The sequence below is a fragment of the Kaistia terrae genome (assembly GCF_026344005.1).
GTDB lineage: Bacteria > Pseudomonadota > Alphaproteobacteria > Rhizobiales > Kaistiaceae > Kaistia > Kaistia terrae.
This window is the reverse complement of the sequence record NZ_JAPKNH010000006.1, coordinates 33,788-55,985: the sequence shown is the minus strand read 5'-3', so window position 1 is coordinate 55,985 and position 22,198 is coordinate 33,788. Positions and strand designations below refer to the sequence as shown.

The window sequence follows — 22,198 nt, the reverse complement described above, 5'->3', positions numbered from 1 at the left end:
CGTCAGCCGGCCATGATCTTGGCGGCCAGCTCGATCAGCGCGCGGTCGCGACCGGCAGGCGCAATCAGCGAGACGCCGAGCGGGCAACCATCGTGCTCGGCCAAGGGCAGGCTGATCTGCGGCAGGCCGGCGAGACCGGCGGTGCACAGCATGGAGAGCGCGCGGTTGCGGTAGGATTCAAGCTCTTCGCCACCCAGGCCGATGCGCGGCGCGACGCCGGGCGTTGTGGGGATGGCGAGCACGGTGTTGTCGCCGAGCAGGCCACGGACATGCGCCCGCACCTGGGCGCGACGGATGGCGGCGGCGTCATATTCCTCGCGGGTGACGTGGCTCGCCCATTCGAAGCGCTCGCGCACGCCGGGGCCGAAGCTCGGCTGGCGGCTCTCGATCCATTCGCCGTTCGCCTCCCAGGCTTCATAGGCCTGCATGGTGCGGAAGATCATGCGCCAGGCGGCGAGGCCATCGGGGGCGACGATGACGGCGCCGGCGGGCTGGAGATGCGCGGCGATACGGGGCGTTGCCGAGCGGACGGCGGCCTCTTCCAGTTCGCCCAGCAGCAGGGCGTGGATATCGTCGCCGACGAGGAACCGCGTCAGCGGGGTATCGGTCTCGTCCTCGCCGAGCAGCACGGCGCCGACGCGGGAAAAGGTGTCGATGTCGCGGGCGAACCAGCCGACCGTGTCAAAGCTCTCCGCCAACGGGGCGACGCGCGACATGTCGATGCGGTCCTGCGTCGGGCGCATGCCGATGAGACCGTTATAGGAAGCCGGCGCGCGTACGGATCCGCCGGTATCGCTGCCAAGCGCGAAATCGACCAGGCCGCCTGAAACGGCCGTTGCCGAGCCGGACGAAGACCCGCCCGGAATGCGGCCCGGGGCGCGGACATTGATCGGCGTGCCATAGTGGAAATTCTCGCCATTCATCGAATAGGCGAACTCGTCCGTATGAACCTTGCCCATGAAGCGAGCGCCGGCGTCGAGCAGGAGCTGCACGGCGGGCGCAGTCTCCGTCTTGTCGCCGCTTTCGGCGCGCTTCAGCGGATGGCCGACGCCGGTCGGGTAGCCCGCGACGTCATAAAGGTCCTTGATCGCCATGGTCAGGCCGGCGAGCGGCCCGGTAGGAGCCGAAGGCACTTCGACGGCGGGATAGTCGACGAAGGCATGGACCGGATCATTGGCGAGCAGCATGGGTTGTATCGATTTCCTGTGGGGTCATCGGGGCGACACCGGCGCGGCGTCGATGGCTGTTGAATTCATACCGCCTTCTTGGCTCTTTGCCAAAGAAGGCGGCGGCCGTTCGGCTCAGGCAGCGACCGCAGCCCCGTCTGAACGCGGATCGCTTGCGCCAAAAATCCGGCCGTCCTTGCGGCGGACGAGCGCGCCGGCATGGCCCATAGTGTCGGAATAGGTTTCGTCCAGCACCGACACCTCATGACCGGCCCGTTCGAGCGCGATCAGCAGATCCGGGTCGAAGCGGTTCTCGACGCGGAGATTGACGTGGTCGGAACCCCAGGTCTTGCCGAGCAGCCAGCGTGGCGCATCGATGGCCTCGCCAAGCTCCATGCCGAACAGCGCATGGCGCGTGAAGATCGCGCCCTGCGTCTGCGGCTGGCCCTCGCCGCCCATGGTGCCGTAGCTCATGATGCGGCCATCGTCGAAGCGCGCCAGCGCCGGGTTCAGCGTGTGGAACGGGCGGCGGCCGGGCTCCAGCGGATTGAGCGCGCGCGGATCGAGCGAGAAGCTGGCGCCGCGGTTCTGCCAGGTGATGCCGGTTGCCGGCAGCACGACGCCGGAGCCGAACTCCCAGAAGATCGACTGTATATAAGAGACGGAGAGCCCGCTTTCGTCGATGGCGCCAAGCCAGACGGTGTCGCCCTTTTTTGCCACCTGCGGCCAGGGAGCCGCGCGCTGCATGTCGATCGCGGCGACCTCGCGGGCGAGCACACGCGGCGACAGATGCATGGAGAGATCGCCGGCGAAAACCGGGTCGGTGACGTGCTTGTCGCGGATGAGGAAGGCGCGCTTGGTCGCCTCGATCAGGCCGTGGACATGCTCGAAGCTTTCGCCGCGCTTGACGCCGAGGCGTTCGAAAATCCCGAGGATCAACAGCGAGGCGACGCCCTGCGTCGGCGGCGGCGCATTATAGACGGTCACGTCCTGCAGCCGGACAGAGAGGGGAGCACGCAACCGCGCCTCGTGGGCCGCGAGATCCTCCCGCGTCACCGGGCACTGGAAGCGTTCCAGATCGCCAGCGATCTCGTTGGCGACGTCGCCCTTGTAGAAATCGGAGAATCCGGCGCGGCCGAGATGCTCCAGCGTGTCGGCGAGACGTTCCTGCCGGATGGTCGCGCCGATCTCGGGCGCCTTGCCGTCGATCAGGAACACATCCTTGAAGCCCGGCGCGGCGGCCAGGTCGCCCCGATGCTGTGCCGTAAGCCGGGCCTGCGAACGCGTCACCGAGATGCCGGACTTGGCATGCTCGACGGCATTGGCGACCAGCGTGTTGCGATCAAGCCGACCGCCAAGACTTTGCGACAATTCAAACGCGGTGTTCCAGCCGGAAATCGCGCCGGCGACGGTGAGCGCCGCATCGGGGCCGCGTGTCGGAACGGTGTCATAGCCCTTGGCGCGATAGGCCTTGATGGTCGCCAACGAGCCGGCGGCGCCGCAGGCTTCGAGATAGCGCGGCTCCTTGCCGGGCTCGCGGATCAGCCAGAAGCCGTCGCCGCCGATGCCGTTCATGTGCGGATAGACCACGGCGATGGTGGCGGCGGCGGCGATCACCGCCTCGATGGCGTTGCCGCCGGAGCGCAGGATCTCGGCGCCCGCTTCCGCGGCAGCCCTGTGGGGGGCCACAACCATGCCCTTTTCGCCGACGACCGTTTCGTTCACGCGCTGCTCTCCTGTTGCTCTTCCTGCATAGGCGAAAGCACCCGATGCCGGAAGCGCGAATCATGGGGGCCGGACCGGCCGTGTTAAGCTTGCTGTGTAGGCCGTTTTTGGCCCGAAAAGGGGCCTCGCAAGCCCCTGAGCCGACACAAAAATGTCGCGATTCCTTCATGTTCGGCCGCTGGGGGTGGTCGATGCGTGGATTTTGAGCTTTCGGTACAAAATCCGCTTGAATATTAACCGCGTTCAGCCTACCTACCTCCTTGCCCAATTATCGCACGTGCCTGTGGTTGCGTGCCGACCGGTGGGGCTTCGGACAAGAGGCCGAAGCGACGCCCAAGATCTTCCGTAAGGAGGGTCCCAGGAGTTCGGGAGAGATCCCGAGAAGGTCGGCAGCCGGAAAGCGAAACCGGTGAACTCCGTCTCCGCGGAGGACGCGACTTGAAGCAACGACGTAGCGGGCTTTTTTGGTCTCGGACGGCTCTCCATCGGCCGTTGTCACTGAAGAGGCACTACATCCTTGCCGGGCGTGCGGATCGGGTTCCCCCGTTCCAAGCGAAGGCAGCGCTCACGATAAACGCTCGTTTATCGCTGCGACTGCTACCCGCGAAAACAGCCGGCTAACCCCGGCAAAAACGGCTCGTCTTCAACGTTCCGATCGCGTCCATAGCGATTTGCGCGGCGATTTCGTTCCGGTTTCGTCTTCGCTCGTAACGCTTATTTGGCCTTGGCAGGCCAACGGGGAGATTCTCCATGACCGCTCGCATCATCGACTTCCTCAACACCCGACGTCCCGACGGCCCGTGCCTCGTTGTCGATCTTGATGTTATCCGGGAGAATTATCTCACCTTCGCGCATGCGTTGCCGGATACCCGCGTCTTCTACGCGGTGAAGGCAAACCCGGCTCCGGAAGTGCTGGCGCTGCTCGCCTCGCTCGGCTCGAATTTCGACTGCGCGTCGGTCGCCGAGATCGACATGGCGCTGGCCGCCGGCGCGACCCCGGACCGCATCTCCTTCGGCAACACGATCAAGAAAGAGCGCGACGTCGCCGCTGCCTTTGCTCGTGGCATCAACCTCTATGCGGTCGATTGCGAAGCCGAGGTCGACAAGGTCGCCCGTGCCGCTCCCGGCACCCGCGTGTTCTGCCGCATTCTCTGCGACGGCGCCGGCGCCGAATGGCCGCTTTCGCGCAAATTCGGCTGCGAGCCCCAGATGGCTGTCGGCGTGCTTGAGCATGCCCATCGTTCGGGCCTGCGCGCCTATGGCGTTTCGTTCCATGTCGGTTCGCAGCAGGCGAACACCGAAGCCTGGGACGGCGCGCTCGCCTCGGCCGCCGGCATCTTCCACACGCTCGCAGAGCGCGGCATCCAGCTGTCGATGGTCAATCTCGGCGGCGGCTTCCCGACCCGTTATCTCAAGGAGATTCCGGGCGTGGAGAACTATGCCTCGTCGATCGACCAGGCCCTGAAGCGCCATTTTGGCAATCAGATCCCCGAGACGATCATCGAGCCGGGTCGCGGCATGGTCGGCAATGCCGGCATCATCAAGACGGAAGTCGTGCTCATCTCGAAGAAGAGCGACGCGGCGGACGACCTGCGCTGGGTCTATCTCGACATCGGCAAGTTCGGCGGTCTCGCCGAGACGATGGACGAGTCGATCCGCTACCCGATCCGCACGGCGCATGATCACGACGAGAAGACGGCTTGCATCCTGGCCGGCCCGACCTGCGATTCGGCCGACGTTCTCTATGAGAAGACGCCGTATCACCTGCCGGTCTCGCTCTCGATCGGCGACGACGTGCTGATCGAAGGCACGGGCGCCTACACGACGACCTATTCGGCCGTTGCCTTCAACGGCTTCAAGCCGCTCGAATCCTTCGTGATCTGAAGGTCGCCATTTCATGACGCATATTGATGTGGAGGCGCCCGGCGAAGCCGGCGCCCGGGAAATGCTGCTTGACCGCGCGATGGGTCCGGATCGTCACCTGAAGACGTCCGAGCGCCTGCGCGAAAACCGCCTGCCGGCTTCCGGCCTGGCGCTGGTGGCGCGCGACGGTGACGAGATCATCGGCACCGTCCGCCTCTGGAACGTCTCGGCCGGCGGCCGCGACGCGCTGCTGCTCGGGCCGCTGGCGATTGCGCCGGAACGGCAGAGCGAAGGTCTCGGCGGCAAGCTGATGCGCGCCGCGCTGAACCGCGCCGCCATGTTCGGCCATGGCGCCGTGATCCTGGTCGGCGATGCCGATTACTATGCACGCTTCGGTTTTTCGGCCGCGGCAACGCAGAGCCTGATGATGCCGGGGCCGGTGGAGCGCAAGCGCTTCCTGGCGCTGGAACTCAAGGAAGGCGCGCTCGACGGCGCCGCCGGAAAGCTGGTCGCGACCGGCGACTGGTCGGTCCCGCCGCTCTCGACGCCGGACTTCCCCCGGACGGCAAATCCGTCCGGGCTCGACCTCGTCGACGCAACCCGCTAGGCTTAACGCTTCAAACAGGTCGTGGAATGGAAGGGATTCCCCCGTCCATCCACGACTTTTTGTTTGTCACGAAGGAAGGGTACGGTACCCCACTTGTTGATTTCGACTTTGAGGAGTGTCTCGCGATGACGAACTGGCCTGTTTATGGTCGCATCAATGGCCCTGTGGTCATTATCGGCTTCGGTTCGATCGGACGCGGATTTCTCCCGCTGCTGAAGCGCCATTTCGCCCTGGATAGACCCCAGATCACGATCATCGAGCCGAGCGACGAAAACGCTGGCCTGATGGCCACTTTTGGCGTCAAGCACGTGAAAGTGGCGCTGACGCGCGAGAACTACCGCGACGTCCTGACTCCGCTCCTGACGAGCGAAACCGGCCAGGGCTTCCTGGTCAACCTCTCCGTCGATACCTCGTCCCTCGATATCATGAAGCTCGCCCGCGAGATGGGCAGCCTCTACATCGATACCGTCATCGAGCCCTGGCCCGGCTTCTACTACGACCACAAGGCAGATCCCGCCTCGCGCTCCAATTATGCGCTGCGCGAAGAGCTTCTGGCCGAGAAGCGCGCCAACCCCGGCGGTCCGACTGCCGTTTCCTGTTCGGGCGCCAATCCGGGCATGGTGTCGTGGTTCGTCAAGCAGGCCCTGCTCGACATCGCCCGCGATCTCAACATCGAACATGACGAGCCGACGTCGCGGCGCGAATGGGCGGCGCTGATGCACGCAACGGGCGTCAAGGGCATCCATATCGCCGAGCGCGACACGCAGCGCGCCCGCGTTGCCAAGCAGCTCGACACCTTCGTCAACACCTGGTCGGTCGAGGGCTTCGTTTCCGAGGCGCTGCAGCCGGCCGAGCTTGGCTGGGGCACGCATGAGCGGTGGATTCCGGCCCACGCCCGCACCCACGATACGGGCAGCGGCGCGGCGATCTTCCTGCTCGGACCGGGCGCCGATACGCGCGTGCGTTCCTGGTGCCCGACGCCCGGCCCGCAGCTCGGTTTCCTCGTGACGCATAATGAGGCGATCTCGATCGCCGATCACTTCACGATGCGCGAGAACGGCGAAGTGATCTACCGGCCGACCTGCCACTACGCCTATCATCCGTCGAACGACGCCATGCTGTCGCTGCACGAGATGTTCGGCCGCGCCGGCAAGCGGCAGTCGAAGATCCACATCCTCAGCGAGGACGAGATTCTCGCCGGTCGCGACGAACTGGGCGTGCTGCTCTATGGCCACGCCAAGAACGCCTACTGGTATGGCTCGCGCCTGACCATCGACGAGGCGCGCGAGAACGCGCCTTACCAGAACGCTACCGGCATGCAGGTGACCTCGGCCGTCGTGGCCGGCATGTCCTGGGCGCTGGCCCATCCGGACCGCGGCATCGTCGAGGCAGACGAGATGGACTATCACCACTGCCTGAAGGTGCAGAAGCCCTATCTCGGCACCGTCGAGGGCATCTATACCGACTGGACGCCGCTCACCGATCGCCCGGGCTTCTTCCCGGAAGATATCGACGAGAGCGACCCCTGGCAGTTCCGCAACGTTCTGGTCCACAATCTGGGCTGATTTTCTGTCGGGTGCGCGGGATTAGCTGCTGCAGCGAGTCCCGCGCTCCACCGTCATCCCGGCGAAGGCCGGGATCCATACGTGCTGGAGCTTGTCCAGAAGGCTCGGCCAAGGCGTCGATAGCTAGCATCTATGTGCCCCGACCTTCGCCGGGGCGACGAGATCCGCGGCGCCAACGACCGCAGAACGATCAAGACCGGGCTTTGGCCCGGTCTTTTTTTATGCGCTTGCCAGGGGAAGGCGTGGCTCGGACGAAGGCACGCCTGCGAATTAGGCAGGGCCGGAAGAGCTCGGGCATGCGTCACGGTCATGCCTCGGCCGTTCTGGCGCCCCGCCGCCGCCCCAATCGGTACCAGAGTGCCGCAATCCAGCCATATCCCTTAATGCTGCACCGCAATATGACGGCAATATTAATGCTGCTCTGCGCTAAACGCATCGCTGGCATGAGATTTTACATAGTGCTCAATCGGGCAGCAGGAGCCTATATCAACGTCAACAAGAACGGCGACAGAGAAATCCGGCGCCGGTTCGACAGAAATCAGACCGAATTTAAAGGACATCCGAAAATGGCTATGAACCTCGTTGCTTCCTACAAGAATTGGCGCAAGTTCCGCGAGACCTACAACGAGCTCTCGCGTCTCAGCAGCCGCGAGCTTGCTGACCTCGGCATTCACCGCGGCGAAATCGAGCGCGTTGCCAAGCAGGCAGTTGGTTACTAATACCTTCGACACCTGATACGACTTCAAGAATATCGCAGGGATCATCCTCCCCCTCCCGACCCCTGCGATCGGCGCCGCGCTGACCTCCTCCCCGGCAACGCGCCACTTTAAAACGCCCGTCGACCTCCTCCCCGACGGGCGTTTCTCTTTAGACGCGATGCGGTTTTCCTCCCAAAACCATGCGTCAGACGCCGGCAGACGCGACCGTGTTTTGAGCCTCCCCCTTCGGCTCCCGGTCGCGCGCCGGCGTCATTTTTTTTGGGCCTTGCGCCCGATCCCAGATCCCTCGCCGCCGCAGCGGATTCCCGGCCTGCAACCGCTTGTTTAGAATGGTTTTGACTTACCTTCCGTAACGTCGTAACCGCGAGCAGGGGGCAATCGAACGGGATGAGTCGGCCCCTTTTCCGGAGGGGATTCGACATGCCAAGAATTAGCCAGATGTTCATCGGCACGGCCGTGATCTACGTGATCGTCGGCATGATCGGCGGCATCATCATGGGCGCCCAGCAGGACTTTACCCTTGCCCCCGCGCACGCCCATCTCAACCTGATCGGCTGGGTATCGCTGGCGCTGATGGGCTTTTACTACAACGCCAATCCCGCCAAGGCTGCCAGCCGGTTGGCGCTGATCCAGTTCTGGGTGTCGACGGTCGGCCTCTGGATCATGATCCCCGGCCTGGTGCTGACCTTGCGCGGCGCCCCTGCCGGCGAGCCGATCGTCATCCTCGGATCGCTGATCACGCTGATCGGCATGGTGCTGTTCGCGGCGTCGATCTTCCGCAAGGCACCCAGCCTGCGCTGAAGGGAGCAACACTCCGCCATCCCTTGGAGCTGCCCGCTCGCAAGTCGAAAAGCTCGACCGTCATCCTGAAGTGCCCGGCGCAGCCGGGCCTCGAAGGAGGGTCCAGGGAACGATTGGATCTGGCTGGCGAGGTCGGAATGCCCAGCTGGAGCCTCCTTCGAGGCTTCGCTGACGCGAAGCACCTCAGGATGATGGCGGAGGCGTTCCTTCAGGGAAAACTTTGGTGAGGCCATAAACCCTCACCCGCCGGCCTGCGGCCGTCGACCTCTCCCCTTAGGGAGAGGTGAGAACGCCAGTCTCGGAGCGAGCCTGCGGGCCTCAGCTGGCGAGGTCGATGACGCCGGCCTGGCCGCCCTCGGTGCCGAAGGCGAGGCGGATGCCCTTCTTGTCCCAGGCGAGCGCGCTGATCGGGCCGCCCTCGCCCGGCTTGCGCAGGATCGCCTCGTCGCTGTCGGCGAAGCGCACGGCGAGCACCATGCCGTCCTTGTAGCCGATCGCCACGACCTCTTCGGTCGGATGGCAGGCGACGAAGGTGACGATCTGGTCGCGCGTGCCGAGTTGCAGCGGCTGCTTGCCCATCGGGCCGTCCTTGAAGTGGAACGGCCACAGCACGGCCATTTCCGCGCCCGATGTCGCGAGGAAGCGGCCCTTGGCCGACCACGACATCGACTTCACCTTGCCCGGATAGCCCGACATCCGCATGTGGCCGCCCCCATCGGCGACGCGCCAGCCATGCAGCGAATTCTCCTGCATCGTCGTGATGACGTTCTTGCCATCGGGCGAGAAGGTCGCGCCGAGATGCGAGCCCTTCCATTCGAATTCGGTCGGCTTGGCGTCGGTGCCGATCCACCAGAGCGACACGCCATTGTAACGCGCGACGGCGAGGCGAAGCCCCTTCGGCGCGAAGGCGAGGCCGGCGGCGGTGCGCTCATGCTCCAGCACGCGCTCCTTGCCATTGGCGAAGCGCACGAAAACCTGGCGGCCGCTGGCATAGGCGATGACGCCATCCGGGCCGCAGGCGACCTGGTCGATCCACTTCTTTGGCTGCAGGGCGATTTCGTCGATCTTGCCACCGGCATCGATCGCGACAACGCGACCGTCATCGCCCGTGGTGATCAGCCGGTTGCCATCGAGCGTCCGGGCGGCGGCGAGCAGGCCGCCGGAATGGACGGCGTGCTTCTCGGCCGAAGCGCCATCGACCAGCGCGACATTGCCGTCGCCCAGGGCGAAGACGGGCTCAGGCCCCAGAAACTCGGCGGCGACGACAAAGGCGTCGAGAGGAAAGGACTGGATGGTGGGCAAGACAAGTTCTTCCAAGGGACGCTTTTATGGGCCGTCATCGTCGGCGAAACGTCATCCCCGCGAAAGCCGGGATGACGAGGCCGAATGGCGGCAGCGAGAGCCAAAGCTCAGGCGGCGATGACGCAGTCTTCAAACGCCTTGCGCAGCGCGGCTTCGTTCAGCTTGCGGCCGATGAAGACAAGGCGGCTTTCGCGCTTTTCACCCTCGGCCCAATCGCGCTGATGCGTGCCTTCGACGATCATGTGGACGCCCTGCAGCACATAGCGCTGCGGGTCCTTGTCCATCGCCAGGATGCCCTTCAGGCGCAGGATGTTCGGCCCCTCCGACTGGGTGATCTCCTGGATCCAGGGGAAGAACTTGTTCGGATCGAGAGTGCCGCCGCGCAGCGAAACGCTGAACACGGATTCGTCGTGGCGCGGATGGTGGTGATGATGGTCGTGGCCGTGATGATCATGACCGCAGTTCTCGTCATGGACGTGATCGTGGTCGTGATGATCGTGGCCGCAATTCTCGTCATGGACGTGATCATGGTCATGATCTTCGCCCTCGAGGAATTCCGGGTCGAGCGTCAGGATGCGCTCGAGATCGAAGGCGCCGCGATCCAGAACCTTGGAGAGGTCGATGGCGCAGCGCTCGGTCCGGTGGATCGTCGCATGCGGGTTGATCTCGCGGATGCGGCGCTCGACGGCGGCCAGCTTCTCAGCGTCGACGAGATCGGACTTGTTGAGCAGGATGACGTCGGCGAAGGCGATCTGCTCTTCAGCCTCGGGCGCGTCGTCGAGCCGGGTCAGGAGGTTCATCGCGTCGGCAACGGTGACGACGGCGTCGAGGCGCGACTTGGCGCGGACATCGTCATCCATGAAGAAGGTCTGCGCGACGGGGGCCGGATTGGCGAGGCCGGTGGTCTCGACCAGGATGCCGTCAAAGCCGCCGGGGCGCTTCATCAGGCCTTCGACGACGCGGATCAGGTCGCCGCGCACGGTGCAGCAGACGCAGCCATTGTTCATCTCGTAGATCTCTTCGTCGCTTTCGACGATGAGGTCGTTGTCGATGCCGATCTCGCCGAATTCATTGACGATGACCGCGTACTTCTTGCCGTGGTTTTCCGACAGGATGCGGTTCAGCAGCGTCGTCTTGCCGGCGCCGAGATAGCCGGTGAGCACGGTGACCGGGATCAGGGTTTCCGTCATGAAATGTCTCCGGCGCGGAACATCAGCCCGCGCAAAAGGGGGAATGGGTTGCCGCCTGATATAGGCGATGTCCGCGCCGATTGCGATGGGGAACGCGATGCTTCGGGCAAAGGAGGCCCGTCACCCTGCCCCCTCCCCCGCGTGCGGGAGAGGGGATTTCACAGAGCCGGATCACGCTGTAGCGAGAAGCCTACTTGCCCTTCCAGCCCGAGAACGGCGTCTCGGAGACGGGGCTGAGCGGCGGCTTGTTTTCGAGCCAGGCGGTCAAATTGTCGATGACGCGCTGGCCCATGGCGTCGCGCGTATACACCGATGCCGAGCCGACATGCGGCAGCAGGACGGCGTTTTCGAGCGCGATCAGTTCGGCGGGAACCTGCGGCTCCTTCTCGAACACGTCGAGACCGGCGGCCAGGATGCGCTTCTCCTTGAGCGCTTCGATCAGCGCCTGCTCGTCGACGACCGTGCCGCGACCGATATTGATCAGCACGCCACGGGGCCCGAGCGCGTCGAGAACGGCGCGGTTGATCGCCTTCTCGGTCGAAGCGCCGCCGGGCAGGACGCTCAGGAGCGTGTCGACATCCCCAGCCATCTCGGTCAGGTCGGCGTAGTACTTGTAGGAGACGTCCTCGGCCGGACGGCGGTTGTGATAGACGACCGGAACGCCGAATGCCTCCAGGCGGCGGGCGATGGCCTTGCCGATGCGCCCCAGGCCGACGATGCCGACCGTGCGGTCGCGCAGCGAGCCGCTGAGCGGGAAATTGCCGGCGGGCCACTTGCCGGCGCGCAGGTGGCGCTCGGAAGCGGAAAGCTCGCGAACCGTCATCAGCAGCAGGCCGAGCGCGGTGTCGGCGACTTCCTCGGTCAGCACGTCCGGGGTGTTGGTGACGATGATGCCCCGGGTCGAGGCGTGCTTGGCGTCGACGGCATCATAGCCGACACCGAACGAGGCAATAATCTCGAGCGCGGGCAGCTTGTCGATCAGCGCCGCATCGACAGCGCCGCCGACAGCAACGGCCTGGATGCGCGGAGCGACTTCGGCGAGCAGGGCTGCCGGATCCTTGGCGTCATAGAGGCGATGCACGGTGAACTTGGCGTCGAGTGCATCGTTGACGTTCTGTTGCATGCGGCCGGGCATGAGCAGTTCTGGCCGAGACATGGAAGCTCCTTGAGGCTGGCTGTGCGCGAACCCGGCTGACGTGTCGCCGGCGTCGGATCCGTGTGATCGATAACATGATTTCGGCGGTCGGTTTCGGCAAGTGCGAACCAACATTCCGATTGAGTGGCGTTCCGAGTGGCATCCACTTGGGACCGGCTGCTGGTTTGCCTTGTCCTGAACCGGTTCCGCACTCTAATCTGCGAATGAAATCAAATGCAAACACCCAGGGAGGGTTGCTGCCATGTCGAACCGCACCGTCGGCTTCATCGGGCTCGGATTTATGGGCGAAGGGATGGCGACCAACCTCCTGACCAAGGGGAATCCGCTGCTCGTGATGGCGAATCGTCGCCGCGAAGCCGTGGAGCGGCTGGTCGCCAAGGGCGCCAGCGAAGTGCAGACCCCGGCAGAAATGGCGCGCGGCGCCGACGTCATCTTCCTCTGCGTGACCGGCTCGCGCGATGTCGAGACGGTGATCGAGGGCAAGGACGGCATTCTGGCGGGTGCGCGAAAGGGGCTGATCGTCATCGATTGCTCGACCGCCGAGCCGACCTCGACGCTGCGTCTTTCGGGACGGATGGAAGCAGCGGGCGTGACGCTGGTCGATGCGCCGCTCGGCGGCACGCCGGCAGGCGCCGCGGCCGGCACGCTGCAGGCGCTTGTCGGCGCCAGCGACGAGGTGTTTGCCTCGGTGAAGCCGCTGATCGCCTGCTGGGCGGCGACGATCGTCCATGTCGGCCCGGTCGGCGCCGGCCACAAGATGAAGCTGATCAACAACTTCCTGTCGCTCGGCTATGCGGCCCTCTATTCCGAGGCGCTTGCCATCGGCCAGAAGTCCGGCATCACCCCCGACACCTTCCATTCGGTGATCAGCAAAGGCCGCATGCACTGCGGCTTCTACGATACCTTCATGAACTACGTGATCGACCGCAACGAGAACGCCCATCCCTTCACCATCTCCAACGCCTACAAGGACCTGCGCTATCTCGCCTCGATGGCGGATTCGGTTGGCGCGGTGAACACGCTGGGCGACGCGGTGAAGAACAATTTCGCCGCCATGGCCGCCTCCGGCCAAGGTGAGACGTTCGTGCCGATGCTGTCGGACTTCATCGCCGCGCAAAACGGCACCAAGCTGAAGGGCTAACTTTTCCTTCGGGAAAGCGTGGGCTGCCGGAAGGTAGCCCACCACCCCGGCCTGGATTGATGTGGTGGGCAGCCATTCGCCAACCTCTGCGCCCCCAGGCCCATCGACCTGCTCCGCCATCATCCTGAGGTGCTTCGCGCAAGCGAAGCCTCGAAGGAGGGGCCAGCGGAGCACCGGGGTTTGCGGACCAAGTCCGGCGAAATCCGCCGCGCGAACTAGATCAAGTGTTCACTGACCCTCCTTCGAGGCCCGGCTTCGCCGGGCGCCTCAGGATGAGGGTCGAGCTTTTGGAATCAACTCTCTCTCCAGATGAGGTGAAGGGGCTCCCGAGCTCTTTGCCTAATCGACGAAACTTCGCGAGCGTTCTGGGCGTAGAATGGTCAGGCCCGGAAAAAGGGCGGCCGTTTCGACCGCATGCCGGGCCGGTGGAGGCCGGCCATGTCTGCGATTTCGGAAGAAGGCGTCCCAACGCGACGCCTGATCTATCGCCACCGGCTGGTGGTGCGGATCACGCACTGGATCAATGTGCTGTGCATCACCGTTCTGCTGATGAGCGGAATGCAGATCTTCAACGCCCACCCTGCCCTCTATCTCGGCCAGCGCTCGCATTTCGATAGCCCCGTGCTGGCCATGGGCCAGGCGCCGGAAAGTGACGAAAAGCCGGTCGGCGTCACGACCATCCTCGGCCATGGCTTCACCACCACCGGCGTCCTCGGCGTCTCGCGCGAAAATGGCGAGTTGGTCGAGCGCGGTTTTCCAAGCTGGGCGACGCTGCCGAGCTATCAGGATCTCGCCACCGGCCGGCGCTGGCATTTCTTCTTCGCCTGGCTGTTCGTCGCCAACGGTCTCGTCTATCTCGCCTACAGCCTGACCTCCGGCCATCTGCGCGAACTGGTGCCGAGCCGGGACCAGCTGCGCCATATCGGCGGGTCGATCTGGGAGCATATGCGGCTCCATTTCCCTAAAGGCGATGAGGCGCGGCATTACAACGTGCTGCAGAAGCTCGCCTATTTCGGCATCGTCATCATCGTGCTGCCGCTGCTGGTGCTGGCCGGGCTGACCATGTCGCCCGGCATCGACGCCGCGTTTCCGTGGCTTGTCGATCTCTTCGGCGGCCGCCAGACGGCGCGCACCATCCATTTCATCTGCGCGACGCTGGTGGTGCTGTTCATTCTCGTCCACCTCGTGATGGTGCTGGTCTCCGGCGTCTTCAACAATCTGCGCTCGATGATCACCGGCAACTACGCCATCGAGCCGAAGGAGAAGCCCGATGCGCGATAAACAGGGTTTTGACCGCCGTGGCTTTCTCAAGCGGGTTTTCGTGCTCGGTGGCACGCTGCTGCTTGCCGGTTGCGACCAGCTTTCGAGCTCCGACTGGTTTCGCCGCATGCTGTTCCGGGCCGAGACCCTGACCCGCACGACGCAACGCGCCATCCTCGGCCCCAATGACATGGCGCGCGAATATACCGAGGCGGACATCTCGCCCGACTTCAAGCCGAACGGCAGCATCGATCCTCAGGACGAGGACTATCTCGCGCTCTCGGCCGACAGCTTCAAGAATTGGAAGCTGAAAGTGGGTGGGCTGGTCGAGCGGCCGATGGAGTGGTCGCTGGCCGATCTGCGCGCCCTGCCCTCGCGCACCCAGATCACCCGGCACGATTGCGTCGAGGGCTGGAGCTGCATCGGCAAATGGAAGGGCGTGCCGCTGAAGACGCTGCTCGACCAGGTCGGGCTGAAGCCGGAGGCGCGCTACATCGTGTTCTATTGCGCCGACACGCTAGACCAGACGCTGGCCGGCGGCGCCAAATACTATGAGAGCCTCGGCCTGCCGGATGCCGAACATGCGCAGACCATCCTCGCCTATGAGATGAACGGCCAGACCTTGCCGGTCGCCCATGGCGCGCCGCTGCGCCTGCGGGTCGAACGTCAGCTCGGCTACAAGATGGCGAAATACGTCATGCGCATCGAGGCGGTCGCCGATTACGCCGATATCGACGGCGGCAAGGGCGGCTTCTGGGAAGACCGCGGCTACGAATGGTATGCAGGCATTTGAGACGACCCGGCCTTTCGCGTGGATCTCCACTTTTGGACAAGGGCGGCGCGTCATGGGTAGAGCCGGCCCCTCACCTCTCCCTGAGGGAGAGGTCGGAGCGAAGCTCCGGGTGAGGGTTTAGGAAACCATCCGGTGAGGCCGTAAACCCTCACCCGCCGCCCTTCGGCCGCCGACCTCTCCCTCAGGGAGAGGTGAGGAAAGCGCTGTGCTTCAAATCAGATGGATCTGGATGTGACTCCTACTTCCGCAAACCCTTGGCCGGCAGGATCAGCTTGGCGGCGATGTTGACGACGACGGTGCCGACCACCGTGAAGACAGTCAGGCACAGGAACGCGCCAAACAGACCCAGCCTGTCGCCGAGGAAGCCCAGCGCCAGGACCGGGATGGCGTTGGCGAGATAGCCGGTGATGTAGAAGGTCGAGACCCACGTCGCGCGCCGGTCCGGCGGGGCGATGCGGTTGACGACGCCGGCCGCGCCGACAAAGGCCGCGCCATAGCCGATGCCGCTGCCGATTGTGCCGAGGACGAACAGCAGTGGCGAGGCGGCCCAGATCGAATAGGCGCAGGCAAGAATCGCCAGCGATATCAGCGTTGTGCCGATCACCATCGCCCTGTTCGAATCCAGCCGCTGGCTGGCCAGCTGGCTGATGCCGGCGACGAGCTGGAAGACGGCGACGATGACGCCGGAAGCGGCCTGGCTGTCGACCTTCAGCAACTCATGCACGAAGGTGACGCCAAGGCCGGCGAAGGTCGACCCGACCGCCCAGGCGATGATCAGCGCACCGGCTGCGACCGCGAAGGCGGTGTAGCGGCCGGTAGGCAGGATGATCGCGGCGGTGAGCGTCCGGGGCGTGTCGATGGCGCGGGCGGCAGGCTGCCAGGTGGCGGTGGCGAGGCCGACGATCGCAATCACCGCCAGCGCGGCAATCAGGATGAAGGGCAGTTGCAACGGCCACGCGTCGAAATGGAGCGCGGCGGAGGAAATCATCGGCCCGAGCGCGCAGCCGCCGGTGAAGACGGCCGTCGCCAGCACGGCGTTGGCGCGGGCATCGGCCTTCGGGTCGAGCTCGATCAGGGCGGCGTTGGCGATGCCGGTCAGGCCGCCGGTGCCGATGCCGGCCAGCAGGCGGCCGATCAGCAGCGTCGCGAGGCTGCCGGCCGAGGCGAAGATCAGCGCGCCGGCGATCACCACGCCAAGCGACAGGATGATCAGCAACCGGCGATCGCGCAGCTTGTCGGAAAGGCGGCCGAGAACGACCAGCGCGAACAGCGTGCCGAAGGCGTAGATCGCGAAGATGAAGGCGACGGTGAACGCATCGAGCGACCACATCATCCGGTAGCTCGTATAGAGCGGCGATGCGGCGGTGCTGTTCAGCAGCGCGACCATGATGGCGAGGGCGACGAAAAAGCGCGCCTGGCGATTGGCAGGAAGGGCCATGGGGTATCCGGGGGAAGGCACGTTCGGGAGCCGCCCGGCGAAATCCGCATTCGGGCGATGCAACTCGATCTCTTAAAGCATTTCACCAGCGCGGGCAGCGGCATTTCTGCCGCGCCGGCTTGCGATCGCGATATCAGCCGTCCAGCACGTCCACCGGCTGCTGGCGCTCCGGCTCCCTGACCCGCTCGCGATAGAGCAGATAGAGCCCGCTGGCGATGATGATGCTGGCGCCGACCAGCGTGCGCGGCTCCGGCACATCGTCGAAGACGAGATAGCCGAGCAGGATCATCCAGATCAGGCCGGTATACATGAAGGGCGCCAGCACCGGCACGGCGGTCTGCCGATGGGCCTGGACCAGACACCAGTGGCCGGTGAAGGCGAGCGCGCCGGTCAGGAACATGCAGAGCCCGATCAGCCATGTCGGCGGCACGGCCATCGCCGGCACGGAGATCGGCGCAAGCACCAGCATCGGGATCAGCGCCGAATAGAGCACCAGGCCGGCGCTGCTGTCCGTGCGGGTCAACAGGCGGGTCGAGAGGATGTAGAACGCGTTCGAGCAGGCTGCCGCCACGGACAGGAAGATCGCCGGCTTCAGCGTGCCGAAGCCGGGCATGGTGATGATGAGCACGCCGGCGAAGCCGACGAGGATCGCGGCCCAGCGGCGCGGGCCGGCCCATTCGCCCAGCAACGGCCCGGCGAGGGCGGCCGTGATGAACGGCGCCGAGAAGCCGATCGACATCGTCTGGTCGAGCTGCAACTGATGGATGGCGAGGAAGTTGAAGATCGTCGACCCGGCCAGGAACATGCCGCGCATGAATTGCAGCACCGGCCGTCGGGTCTTGTAGAGCGCGATCGCGCGCCAGGGCTGGAACACCAGCACGGCCAGCACGACCTGCACGAGGAAACGGACCCAGACGACTTCCATCACCGGTACGAACTGGCCCGCATATTTCGCGCAGGCATCGGTGCCGGCGAAGAGAAGCATGGCGAGGGAATACAAGGCGATGCCGCGCAGGCGCAGCGCAGCCTCCGCGTCGGCGGGCGGCAACGGGGAAGACATCCGAACTCCGGAAACTCGGGCGGGGAGAAGGCCCGAAGAGGGGCAAGCGCTATCGACGATCAGGTCTTGCCCGGCAAGCCCTGCCAATCAATCAGCAAGTCTTACCCAATCAATCAGATAGCGCCGCCCGGCTCAAGCCACGGGTTCGGCCTTCTCGGGCACATTTTCGGCCGCGGGGGCGTTCGAGGCGGTTTCGGCGTCGGTTTCCGGCTCGTCGACGACGTCATCCTCGCCATCTTCGGCGATGGCGGACAGGTTTCGCTCGATCTGGCGCAGGATCTTGCGCAGACGCTTGACGTCCTTGTCGTCGAGACCGGCGAGCGCTTCCTTCTCGAGACGCTTCCAGCCCTTGTCGATGGCGAGGATGGTGTCTCGACCCTGCTGGGTCAGGTAGACATGCGCCTGGCGCCCGTCGCCCATCGAAGCCTTGCGCTCGACATAGCCCTGGGCTGCGAGGCGGCTCACCATCTTGGTGACGGTGGGCGGCTGGACGGCGAGGGATTGCGCCAACTGGCTCATCGAGAGACCATCCTGCTCGGACAGCGTCTTCAGCACGCTATCCTGGCCGGGATGGAGCCCGATCCGCGTCAAATGGCTGCCGGAGCGCCCGCGAGCGGCACGCGCTGTCTGGGCGAGGCGGAAAGTGATCGTTTTGCGATGGTTGAAGGCCATGATGCTTTGCATACCGGCTTTACATGTCGGGTTGATGACACGGCAAACGAAACCCGCCGAATTCAGCGTTGCAGACGCAGCCCGACGGTGGCCGTCGTCGTCGGATAACTCCCGCCCGGCTGGGCGCTTTGATAGTATTCCTGCGACAACCGACCGACAACCCACGCGGACCGGTTGATCTTCCATGTCACGCCGAAGCCGGCTTCATAAGTCGTGTCGGCGACGTCGATGCCTTGATAGGGCTGGTACTGCCAGCCGAGGTCCGCTTCGAGCGTCACATTGCGCCGCAAAGCGTGCTCGGCCTTGAGGCCGACATCATAGACGATCGAGCCTGCCGAGTTCGGATCGGTGGTCGGCTCGACATAGGTTGCCGCGCGCAGGGTGAATTTGGTCAACTCGGTCGGCGCCCAGAGCACGTTGGCGTCGATGGTCAGCGCGTTGAGCGGCTGGAATGCGGTGTCGTCGTAGCGCTCGTGATGCCAGCCGATGGCAAGTTCGCCTGACAGCACCGGATCGGCCGAATAGGCGATGCCGCCGCGCAGCGTCACACCCTGGCTGGCGCGATTGAAGCCGTTTGAATCGATCTTCTGGCGAAAGCTGCGATCCGATATCTCGGCCTCGACGAAAGGCGTCAGAACCGGCGTCACCTGATAGCCGATGCGGGCTGCCCCGCTCACCCATGTGTTGTCGCGGTCGCCCTGGGGAATGGTGACGTCGCCCGCCTTGCCATCCTCATATTCGGTAGAAACGACGTTGCTGCGAAGCTGCAGCACCGCGCGGCCCAGCGTGCCATCCAGTGTCGCGCCGGCGGCGTAGGTGTTGACGCCCGGCGGGTTTTCGACGCCCGTCGGATAATCGAGGCTGGAAAGCGACTGCGTCTCGTAGTCATAGCCGGCGCGCAGGCGCAGGGCCCAGTCGCGCGGCAGGTCGATGCGGGCGTTCGCCTCGGCCTGGACGGTCGGCTTCTCCGCTACCGAGCCGTCGGTGTAGAAATCGTTGCTGCTGCGAAAGCGGAAGTTGAGCTCATGCCGGCTCCATTCCGATTTGAGGGTCACGTCCGGCAGCACCGACAGCACTCCGGACGGCCCGCCGGTCGAGGCGCCGGCGGCGTTGCTGGTATAGCCGCCGCGCAGTTCGATCGAAGGCAGCAGGATGAAGCCGCCAAGGCGAATGCCGAGCGGATCATAGGCCGAGGCGTCGAGGGCGCCGGCGGTGCGGTTGCGCGGCCGGGCGGGTTCGTCCTCCTCGGCGATGATGGGCGCGACGCGTTCGGAACGCACGGCGCGGCCGGTCGTCGGCAGTTCGTTGCTGCCCGTGCCGGGCGTTTCGGTTGGAAGCGTCAGATCGACCGATGCCAGGCTGTCGCTGCCGCGCAGGCTGCCGAAGGCGTCGGCATCCTCGAGCAGGTCGAGCGGAATGGCGCTATCCTGAGCCCGGACGGCCGTTGTCGAAGCGAGCGTAAGAAGCGCCGCCGACAGGAAGAGCCGGACTGGAAAATGCATTGCCGCCTGCCATGGCCTTTCAAATTCAGATCGCGCCGGTGAACTCCCGACAATCATGGTTTCTCAATCGTAAAGGCCCTTGGTTAAGAGAAGGTTTCGGAACCCGGCCGGGCCTCCTCCTTTTCAGGCGCTTTCGGCTTTCCCGTTTTCAGGCGGCGCGTCGTGACGGGGCGTGCTAAAAGCCCCCCGATCAACAGATTGCGGAGTGGATAATGGCGGTTACGGATGAGGCGAGCGTGGATCTGGCCAGCCAGTCGGTAGCCTCGGCGATACGGACGCTGGAAAGCGAACGCGCCGGACTGGATGCCCTTGCCGCCGCCTTCGCCGGCCCCCTCGCCGCGCCCTTTGCCGAAGTCGTGGACATGATCCGCGCCCATGGCGGCCGCGTCGTCGTCACCGGCGTCGGCAAGAGCGGCCATGTCGGCGTCAAGATCGCCGCGACGCTCGCGTCCACCGGCACCCCCGCCTTTTTCGTGCATGCCGCCGAAGCGAGCCATGGCGATCTCGGCATGGTCGGCCGGGACGACATCATCCTGGCGCTGTCCTGGTCGGGCGAGACGGCGGAACTGCGCGCCGTCGTCGAATATGCCAGCCGCTTCCGCACCCCGCTGATCGCCGTCACCTCCAGCGCCGAAAGCACGCTTGGTCGGCAGGCGAGCCACGTCCTGCTCCTGCCACGCGCGGAAGAGGCCTGTCCGCATGGACTGGCGCCGACGACCTCGGCCGTGATGCAACTGGCGCTGGGCGATGCACTCGCCATCGCGCTGCTGGAGACGCGCGGCTTCACGGCGCAGGATTTCCGGATGTTCCATCCCGGCGGCAAGCTGGGCGCCAGCCTGCATTTCGTCCGCGACGTCATGCACAAGGGCGCGTCGATGCCGGTAGCTGCCTCCGGCGCACCGATGACCGAGGCGATCGTCACGATGACGGCGAAGGGACTCGGTTGCCTTGGCGTGGTCGATGGCGAGGGCGCGCTGATCGGCATGATCACCGATGGCGATCTTCGCCGTCATATCGGGCCGGAGCTGCTGTCGCGCACGGTCGACGAGGTGATGACCCACTCGCCCAAGACCATCCAGCCGGACATGCTCGTCGGCGCGGCGATCGATCGGCTGAACGGCGCCAAGATCACGGTTCTCTTCGTCGTCGAGGGCCGCAAGCCTGTCGGCGTGCTGCACATGCACGACCTGCTGCGCATCGGCGTCGTCTAGAGCAAGATCAATCTGCTTTGGAGCATCCTTCTTCACCTCTCCCTGAGGGAGAGGTCGACGGCCGCAGGCGCGGGTGAGGGTTTACGGCCTCACCGGATGGTTCCCTAAACCCTCACCCGGCTCTTCGAGCCGACCTCTCCCTGAGGGAGAGGTGAAAAGTCGGAATCGACCCAGTGGGTCTTACTCTAGATTCAACCGCTCCCTCTCCCGCGTGCGGGAGAGGGTTGGGGTGAGGGTCTTCTGCCCCACCCAACAAACCACCAGAATTACAGCGAGAAGCCGCCGTCCGACAGGTAAACCTGACCCGTCGTGTAGCGGGATTCATCCGAAGCCAGGTAGATCGCCAGCGAGGCGATTTCCTCGGCCGTGCCGAGACGGCCCATCGGCTGGCGGTCGATGAACTGTTGGCGGATCTCTTCCACCGTCTTGCCCTGCTTCTCCGCCTGCTCCTCGATGCGGCCATCAAGCGACGGCGACTGGATCGTCCCCGGCGCGATCGAATTCGCACGGATACCCTGGCGGATATAATCGGCGGCGACCGCCTTGGTCAGGCCGACGACGGCGGCCTTCGACGCGCCATAGGCATAGCGGTTCGGAATACCGCGCACCGAGCTGGCGCCGGAGGAAATGTTGATGATCGAGCCGTCGCTCTTTGCCAGCATGCCCGGCAGGAAGGCGCGGATCGTGCGGTGCATCGCCTTGGCGTTGATGTCGAAGGAGAGATCCCAGTCCTCGTCCGACGTCGTCCCGACGGTGCCGTGATGCACGAAGCCGGCGCAGTTGAAGAGAATGTCGACCGGCCCGACCTGGCTTGCGAGAGCATCGACCGCCGCCGTCGAGCGCACGTCGAGCGCATGTGTCTCGGCAACGCCGCCAGCCTTCAGATTGGCCATCAGCTCCGGCTTCAGATCCGTGGCGATGACATAAGCGCCCTCGGCCGCGAAGGCGAGCGCGGTGGCGTGGCCGATGCCGGCTCCTGCCGCCGTGAGAAAGGCGCGCTTGCCCGTAAGACGTCCCGTCATGAAAT

19 protein-coding genes are annotated in these 22,198 nt (G+C 64.9%); 9 read left to right on the top strand and 10 right to left on the bottom strand.

The genetic code is table 11. The features are described 5' to 3' along the window. Positions 1–2: 2 nt before the first annotated feature. On the bottom strand, positions 3–1,187 hold the full coding sequence (locus OSH12_RS17115) for an amidase (protein WP_266344811.1): 1,185 nt from the start codon (positions 1,185–1,187) through the stop codon (positions 3–5). A gap of 114 nt (positions 1,188–1,301) precedes the next feature. After that, a complete protein-coding gene (locus OSH12_RS17110; RefSeq protein ID WP_380222910.1) occupies positions 1,302–2,891 on the bottom strand; it encodes a gamma-glutamyltransferase family protein in 1,590 nt (529 codons plus the stop codon). A 750-nt stretch (positions 2,892–3,641) separates the two neighbouring features. Here OSH12_RS17110 and OSH12_RS17105 point away from each other — a divergent pair. From OSH12_RS17105 to OSH12_RS17085, 5 genes are all read left to right on the top strand, one after another. Continuing rightward, a complete protein-coding gene (locus OSH12_RS17105; protein ID WP_266344810.1) occupies positions 3,642–4,775 on the top strand; it encodes a type III PLP-dependent enzyme in 1,134 nt (377 codons plus the stop codon). A 13-nt stretch (positions 4,776–4,788) separates the two neighbouring features. After that, positions 4,789–5,361, top strand: coding sequence for a GNAT family N-acetyltransferase (locus tag OSH12_RS17100; protein ID WP_266344809.1), 573 nt, complete (start codon positions 4,789–4,791; stop codon positions 5,359–5,361). A 125-nt stretch (positions 5,362–5,486) separates the two neighbouring features. Next, the gene (locus OSH12_RS17095) at positions 5,487–6,926 is read left to right on the top strand and encodes a homospermidine synthase (RefSeq protein WP_266344808.1); all 1,440 of its coding nucleotides are present in this window, start codon (positions 5,487–5,489) and stop codon (positions 6,924–6,926) included. Positions 6,927–7,498: 572 nt separating this feature from the next. Beyond that, the gene (locus OSH12_RS17090) at positions 7,499–7,645 is read left to right on the top strand and encodes a DUF1127 domain-containing protein (RefSeq protein WP_266345039.1); all 147 of its coding nucleotides are present in this window, start codon (positions 7,499–7,501) and stop codon (positions 7,643–7,645) included. Between the two features lie 420 nt (positions 7,646–8,065). Further along, on the top strand, positions 8,066–8,446 hold the full coding sequence (locus OSH12_RS17085) for a hypothetical protein (RefSeq protein WP_266344807.1): 381 nt from the start codon (positions 8,066–8,068) through the stop codon (positions 8,444–8,446). Between the two features lie 318 nt (positions 8,447–8,764). On the opposite strand, the gene OSH12_RS17080 is transcribed toward OSH12_RS17085, so the two are convergent. From OSH12_RS17080 to OSH12_RS17070, 3 genes are all read right to left on the bottom strand, one after another. Beyond that, on the bottom strand, positions 8,765–9,748 hold the full coding sequence (locus OSH12_RS17080; protein ID WP_266344806.1) for a WD40 repeat domain-containing protein: 984 nt from the start codon (positions 9,746–9,748) through the stop codon (positions 8,765–8,767). Positions 9,749–9,855: 107 nt separating this feature from the next. Beyond that, entirely contained in the window at positions 9,856–10,938 is a 1,083-nt protein-coding gene (locus OSH12_RS17075; protein WP_266344805.1) for a CobW family GTP-binding protein, read from the bottom strand. A 190-nt stretch (positions 10,939–11,128) separates the two neighbouring features. Continuing rightward, a complete protein-coding gene (locus OSH12_RS17070; protein ID WP_266344804.1) occupies positions 11,129–12,094 on the bottom strand; it encodes a 2-hydroxyacid dehydrogenase in 966 nt (321 codons plus the stop codon). A gap of 241 nt (positions 12,095–12,335) precedes the next feature. Here OSH12_RS17070 and OSH12_RS17065 point away from each other — a divergent pair, with 241 nt between their 5' ends. From OSH12_RS17065 to OSH12_RS17055, 3 genes are all read left to right on the top strand, one after another. Further along, positions 12,336–13,235 carry an NAD(P)-dependent oxidoreductase gene (locus OSH12_RS17065; RefSeq protein WP_266344803.1) on the top strand — a complete coding sequence of 300 codons (900 nt, stop codon included), beginning with the start codon at positions 12,336–12,338 and terminating at the stop codon, positions 13,233–13,235. 438 nt (positions 13,236–13,673) lie between these two features. Next, the gene (locus tag OSH12_RS17060) at positions 13,674–14,516 is read left to right on the top strand and encodes a cytochrome b/b6 domain-containing protein (protein ID WP_266344802.1); all 843 of its coding nucleotides are present in this window, start codon (positions 13,674–13,676) and stop codon (positions 14,514–14,516) included. After that, a complete protein-coding gene (locus OSH12_RS17055; protein ID WP_266344801.1) occupies positions 14,506–15,288 on the top strand; it encodes a molybdopterin-binding protein in 783 nt (260 codons plus the stop codon). Before OSH12_RS17060 ends, OSH12_RS17055 begins: the two co-directional genes overlap by 11 nt. Positions 15,289–15,526: 238 nt before the next feature. Here OSH12_RS17055 and OSH12_RS17050 read toward each other — a convergent pair whose 3' ends face one another. The 4 genes from OSH12_RS17050 to OSH12_RS17035 form a co-directional block, all read right to left on the bottom strand. Continuing rightward, positions 15,527–16,726, bottom strand: coding sequence for an MFS transporter (locus OSH12_RS17050; RefSeq protein ID WP_266344800.1), 1,200 nt, complete (start codon positions 16,724–16,726; stop codon positions 15,527–15,529). A 133-nt stretch (positions 16,727–16,859) separates the two neighbouring features. Next, complete coding sequence (locus OSH12_RS17045) at positions 16,860–17,786, bottom strand: DMT family transporter (protein ID WP_266344799.1); 927 nt, start codon at positions 17,784–17,786, stop codon at positions 16,860–16,862. Positions 17,787–17,918: 132 nt separating this feature from the next. Next, entirely contained in the window at positions 17,919–18,458 is a 540-nt protein-coding gene (locus tag OSH12_RS17040) for a MarR family winged helix-turn-helix transcriptional regulator (RefSeq protein WP_266344798.1), read from the bottom strand. Between the two features lie 62 nt (positions 18,459–18,520). Next, on the bottom strand, positions 18,521–19,960 hold the full coding sequence (locus OSH12_RS17035) for an outer membrane beta-barrel protein (protein WP_266344797.1): 1,440 nt from the start codon (positions 19,958–19,960) through the stop codon (positions 18,521–18,523). 212 nt (positions 19,961–20,172) lie between these two features. Between OSH12_RS17035 and OSH12_RS17030 the strand changes: the two genes are divergently transcribed. Beyond that, a complete protein-coding gene (locus tag OSH12_RS17030) occupies positions 20,173–21,171 on the top strand; it encodes a KpsF/GutQ family sugar-phosphate isomerase (RefSeq protein WP_266344796.1) in 999 nt (332 codons plus the stop codon). A gap of 266 nt (positions 21,172–21,437) precedes the next feature. Here the strand turns inward: OSH12_RS17030 and OSH12_RS17025 are convergent, their stop codons facing one another. Next, on the bottom strand, positions 21,438–22,193 hold the full coding sequence (locus OSH12_RS17025) for an SDR family oxidoreductase (protein ID WP_266344795.1): 756 nt from the start codon (positions 22,191–22,193) through the stop codon (positions 21,438–21,440). Positions 22,194–22,198: the final 5 nt, after the last annotated feature.

Coding starts and splice junctions, on each gene's coding strand:
- OSH12_RS17115 (WP_266344811.1), bottom strand. CDS start 1,187: ATGCTGCTCGCCAATGATCCGGTCCATGCCTTCGTCGACTATCCCGCC.
- OSH12_RS17105 (WP_266344810.1), top strand. CDS start 3,642: ATGACCGCTCGCATCATCGACTTCCTCAACACCCGACGTCCCGACGGC.
- OSH12_RS17100 (WP_266344809.1), top strand. CDS start 4,789: ATGACGCATATTGATGTGGAGGCGCCCGGCGAAGCCGGCGCCCGGGAA.
- OSH12_RS17095 (WP_266344808.1), top strand. CDS start 5,487: ATGACGAACTGGCCTGTTTATGGTCGCATCAATGGCCCTGTGGTCATT.
- OSH12_RS17090 (WP_266345039.1), top strand. CDS start 7,499: ATGAACCTCGTTGCTTCCTACAAGAATTGGCGCAAGTTCCGCGAGACC.
- OSH12_RS17085 (WP_266344807.1), top strand. CDS start 8,066: ATGCCAAGAATTAGCCAGATGTTCATCGGCACGGCCGTGATCTACGTG.
- OSH12_RS17075 (WP_266344805.1), bottom strand. CDS start 10,938: ATGACGGAAACCCTGATCCCGGTCACCGTGCTCACCGGCTATCTCGGC.
- OSH12_RS17070 (WP_266344804.1), bottom strand. CDS start 12,094: ATGTCTCGGCCAGAACTGCTCATGCCCGGCCGCATGCAACAGAACGTC.
- OSH12_RS17065 (WP_266344803.1), top strand. CDS start 12,336: ATGTCGAACCGCACCGTCGGCTTCATCGGGCTCGGATTTATGGGCGAA.
- OSH12_RS17060 (WP_266344802.1), top strand. CDS start 13,674: ATGTCTGCGATTTCGGAAGAAGGCGTCCCAACGCGACGCCTGATCTAT.
- OSH12_RS17055 (WP_266344801.1), top strand. CDS start 14,506: ATGCGCGATAAACAGGGTTTTGACCGCCGTGGCTTTCTCAAGCGGGTT.
- OSH12_RS17050 (WP_266344800.1), bottom strand. CDS start 16,726: ATGGCCCTTCCTGCCAATCGCCAGGCGCGCTTTTTCGTCGCCCTCGCC.
- OSH12_RS17045 (WP_266344799.1), bottom strand. CDS start 17,786: ATGTCTTCCCCGTTGCCGCCCGCCGACGCGGAGGCTGCGCTGCGCCTG.
- OSH12_RS17040 (WP_266344798.1), bottom strand. CDS start 18,458: ATGGCCTTCAACCATCGCAAAACGATCACTTTCCGCCTCGCCCAGACA.
- OSH12_RS17035 (WP_266344797.1), bottom strand. CDS start 19,960: ATGCATTTTCCAGTCCGGCTCTTCCTGTCGGCGGCGCTTCTTACGCTC.
- OSH12_RS17030 (WP_266344796.1), top strand. CDS start 20,173: ATGGCGGTTACGGATGAGGCGAGCGTGGATCTGGCCAGCCAGTCGGTA.
- OSH12_RS17025 (WP_266344795.1), bottom strand. CDS start 22,193: ATGACGGGACGTCTTACGGGCAAGCGCGCCTTTCTCACGGCGGCAGGA.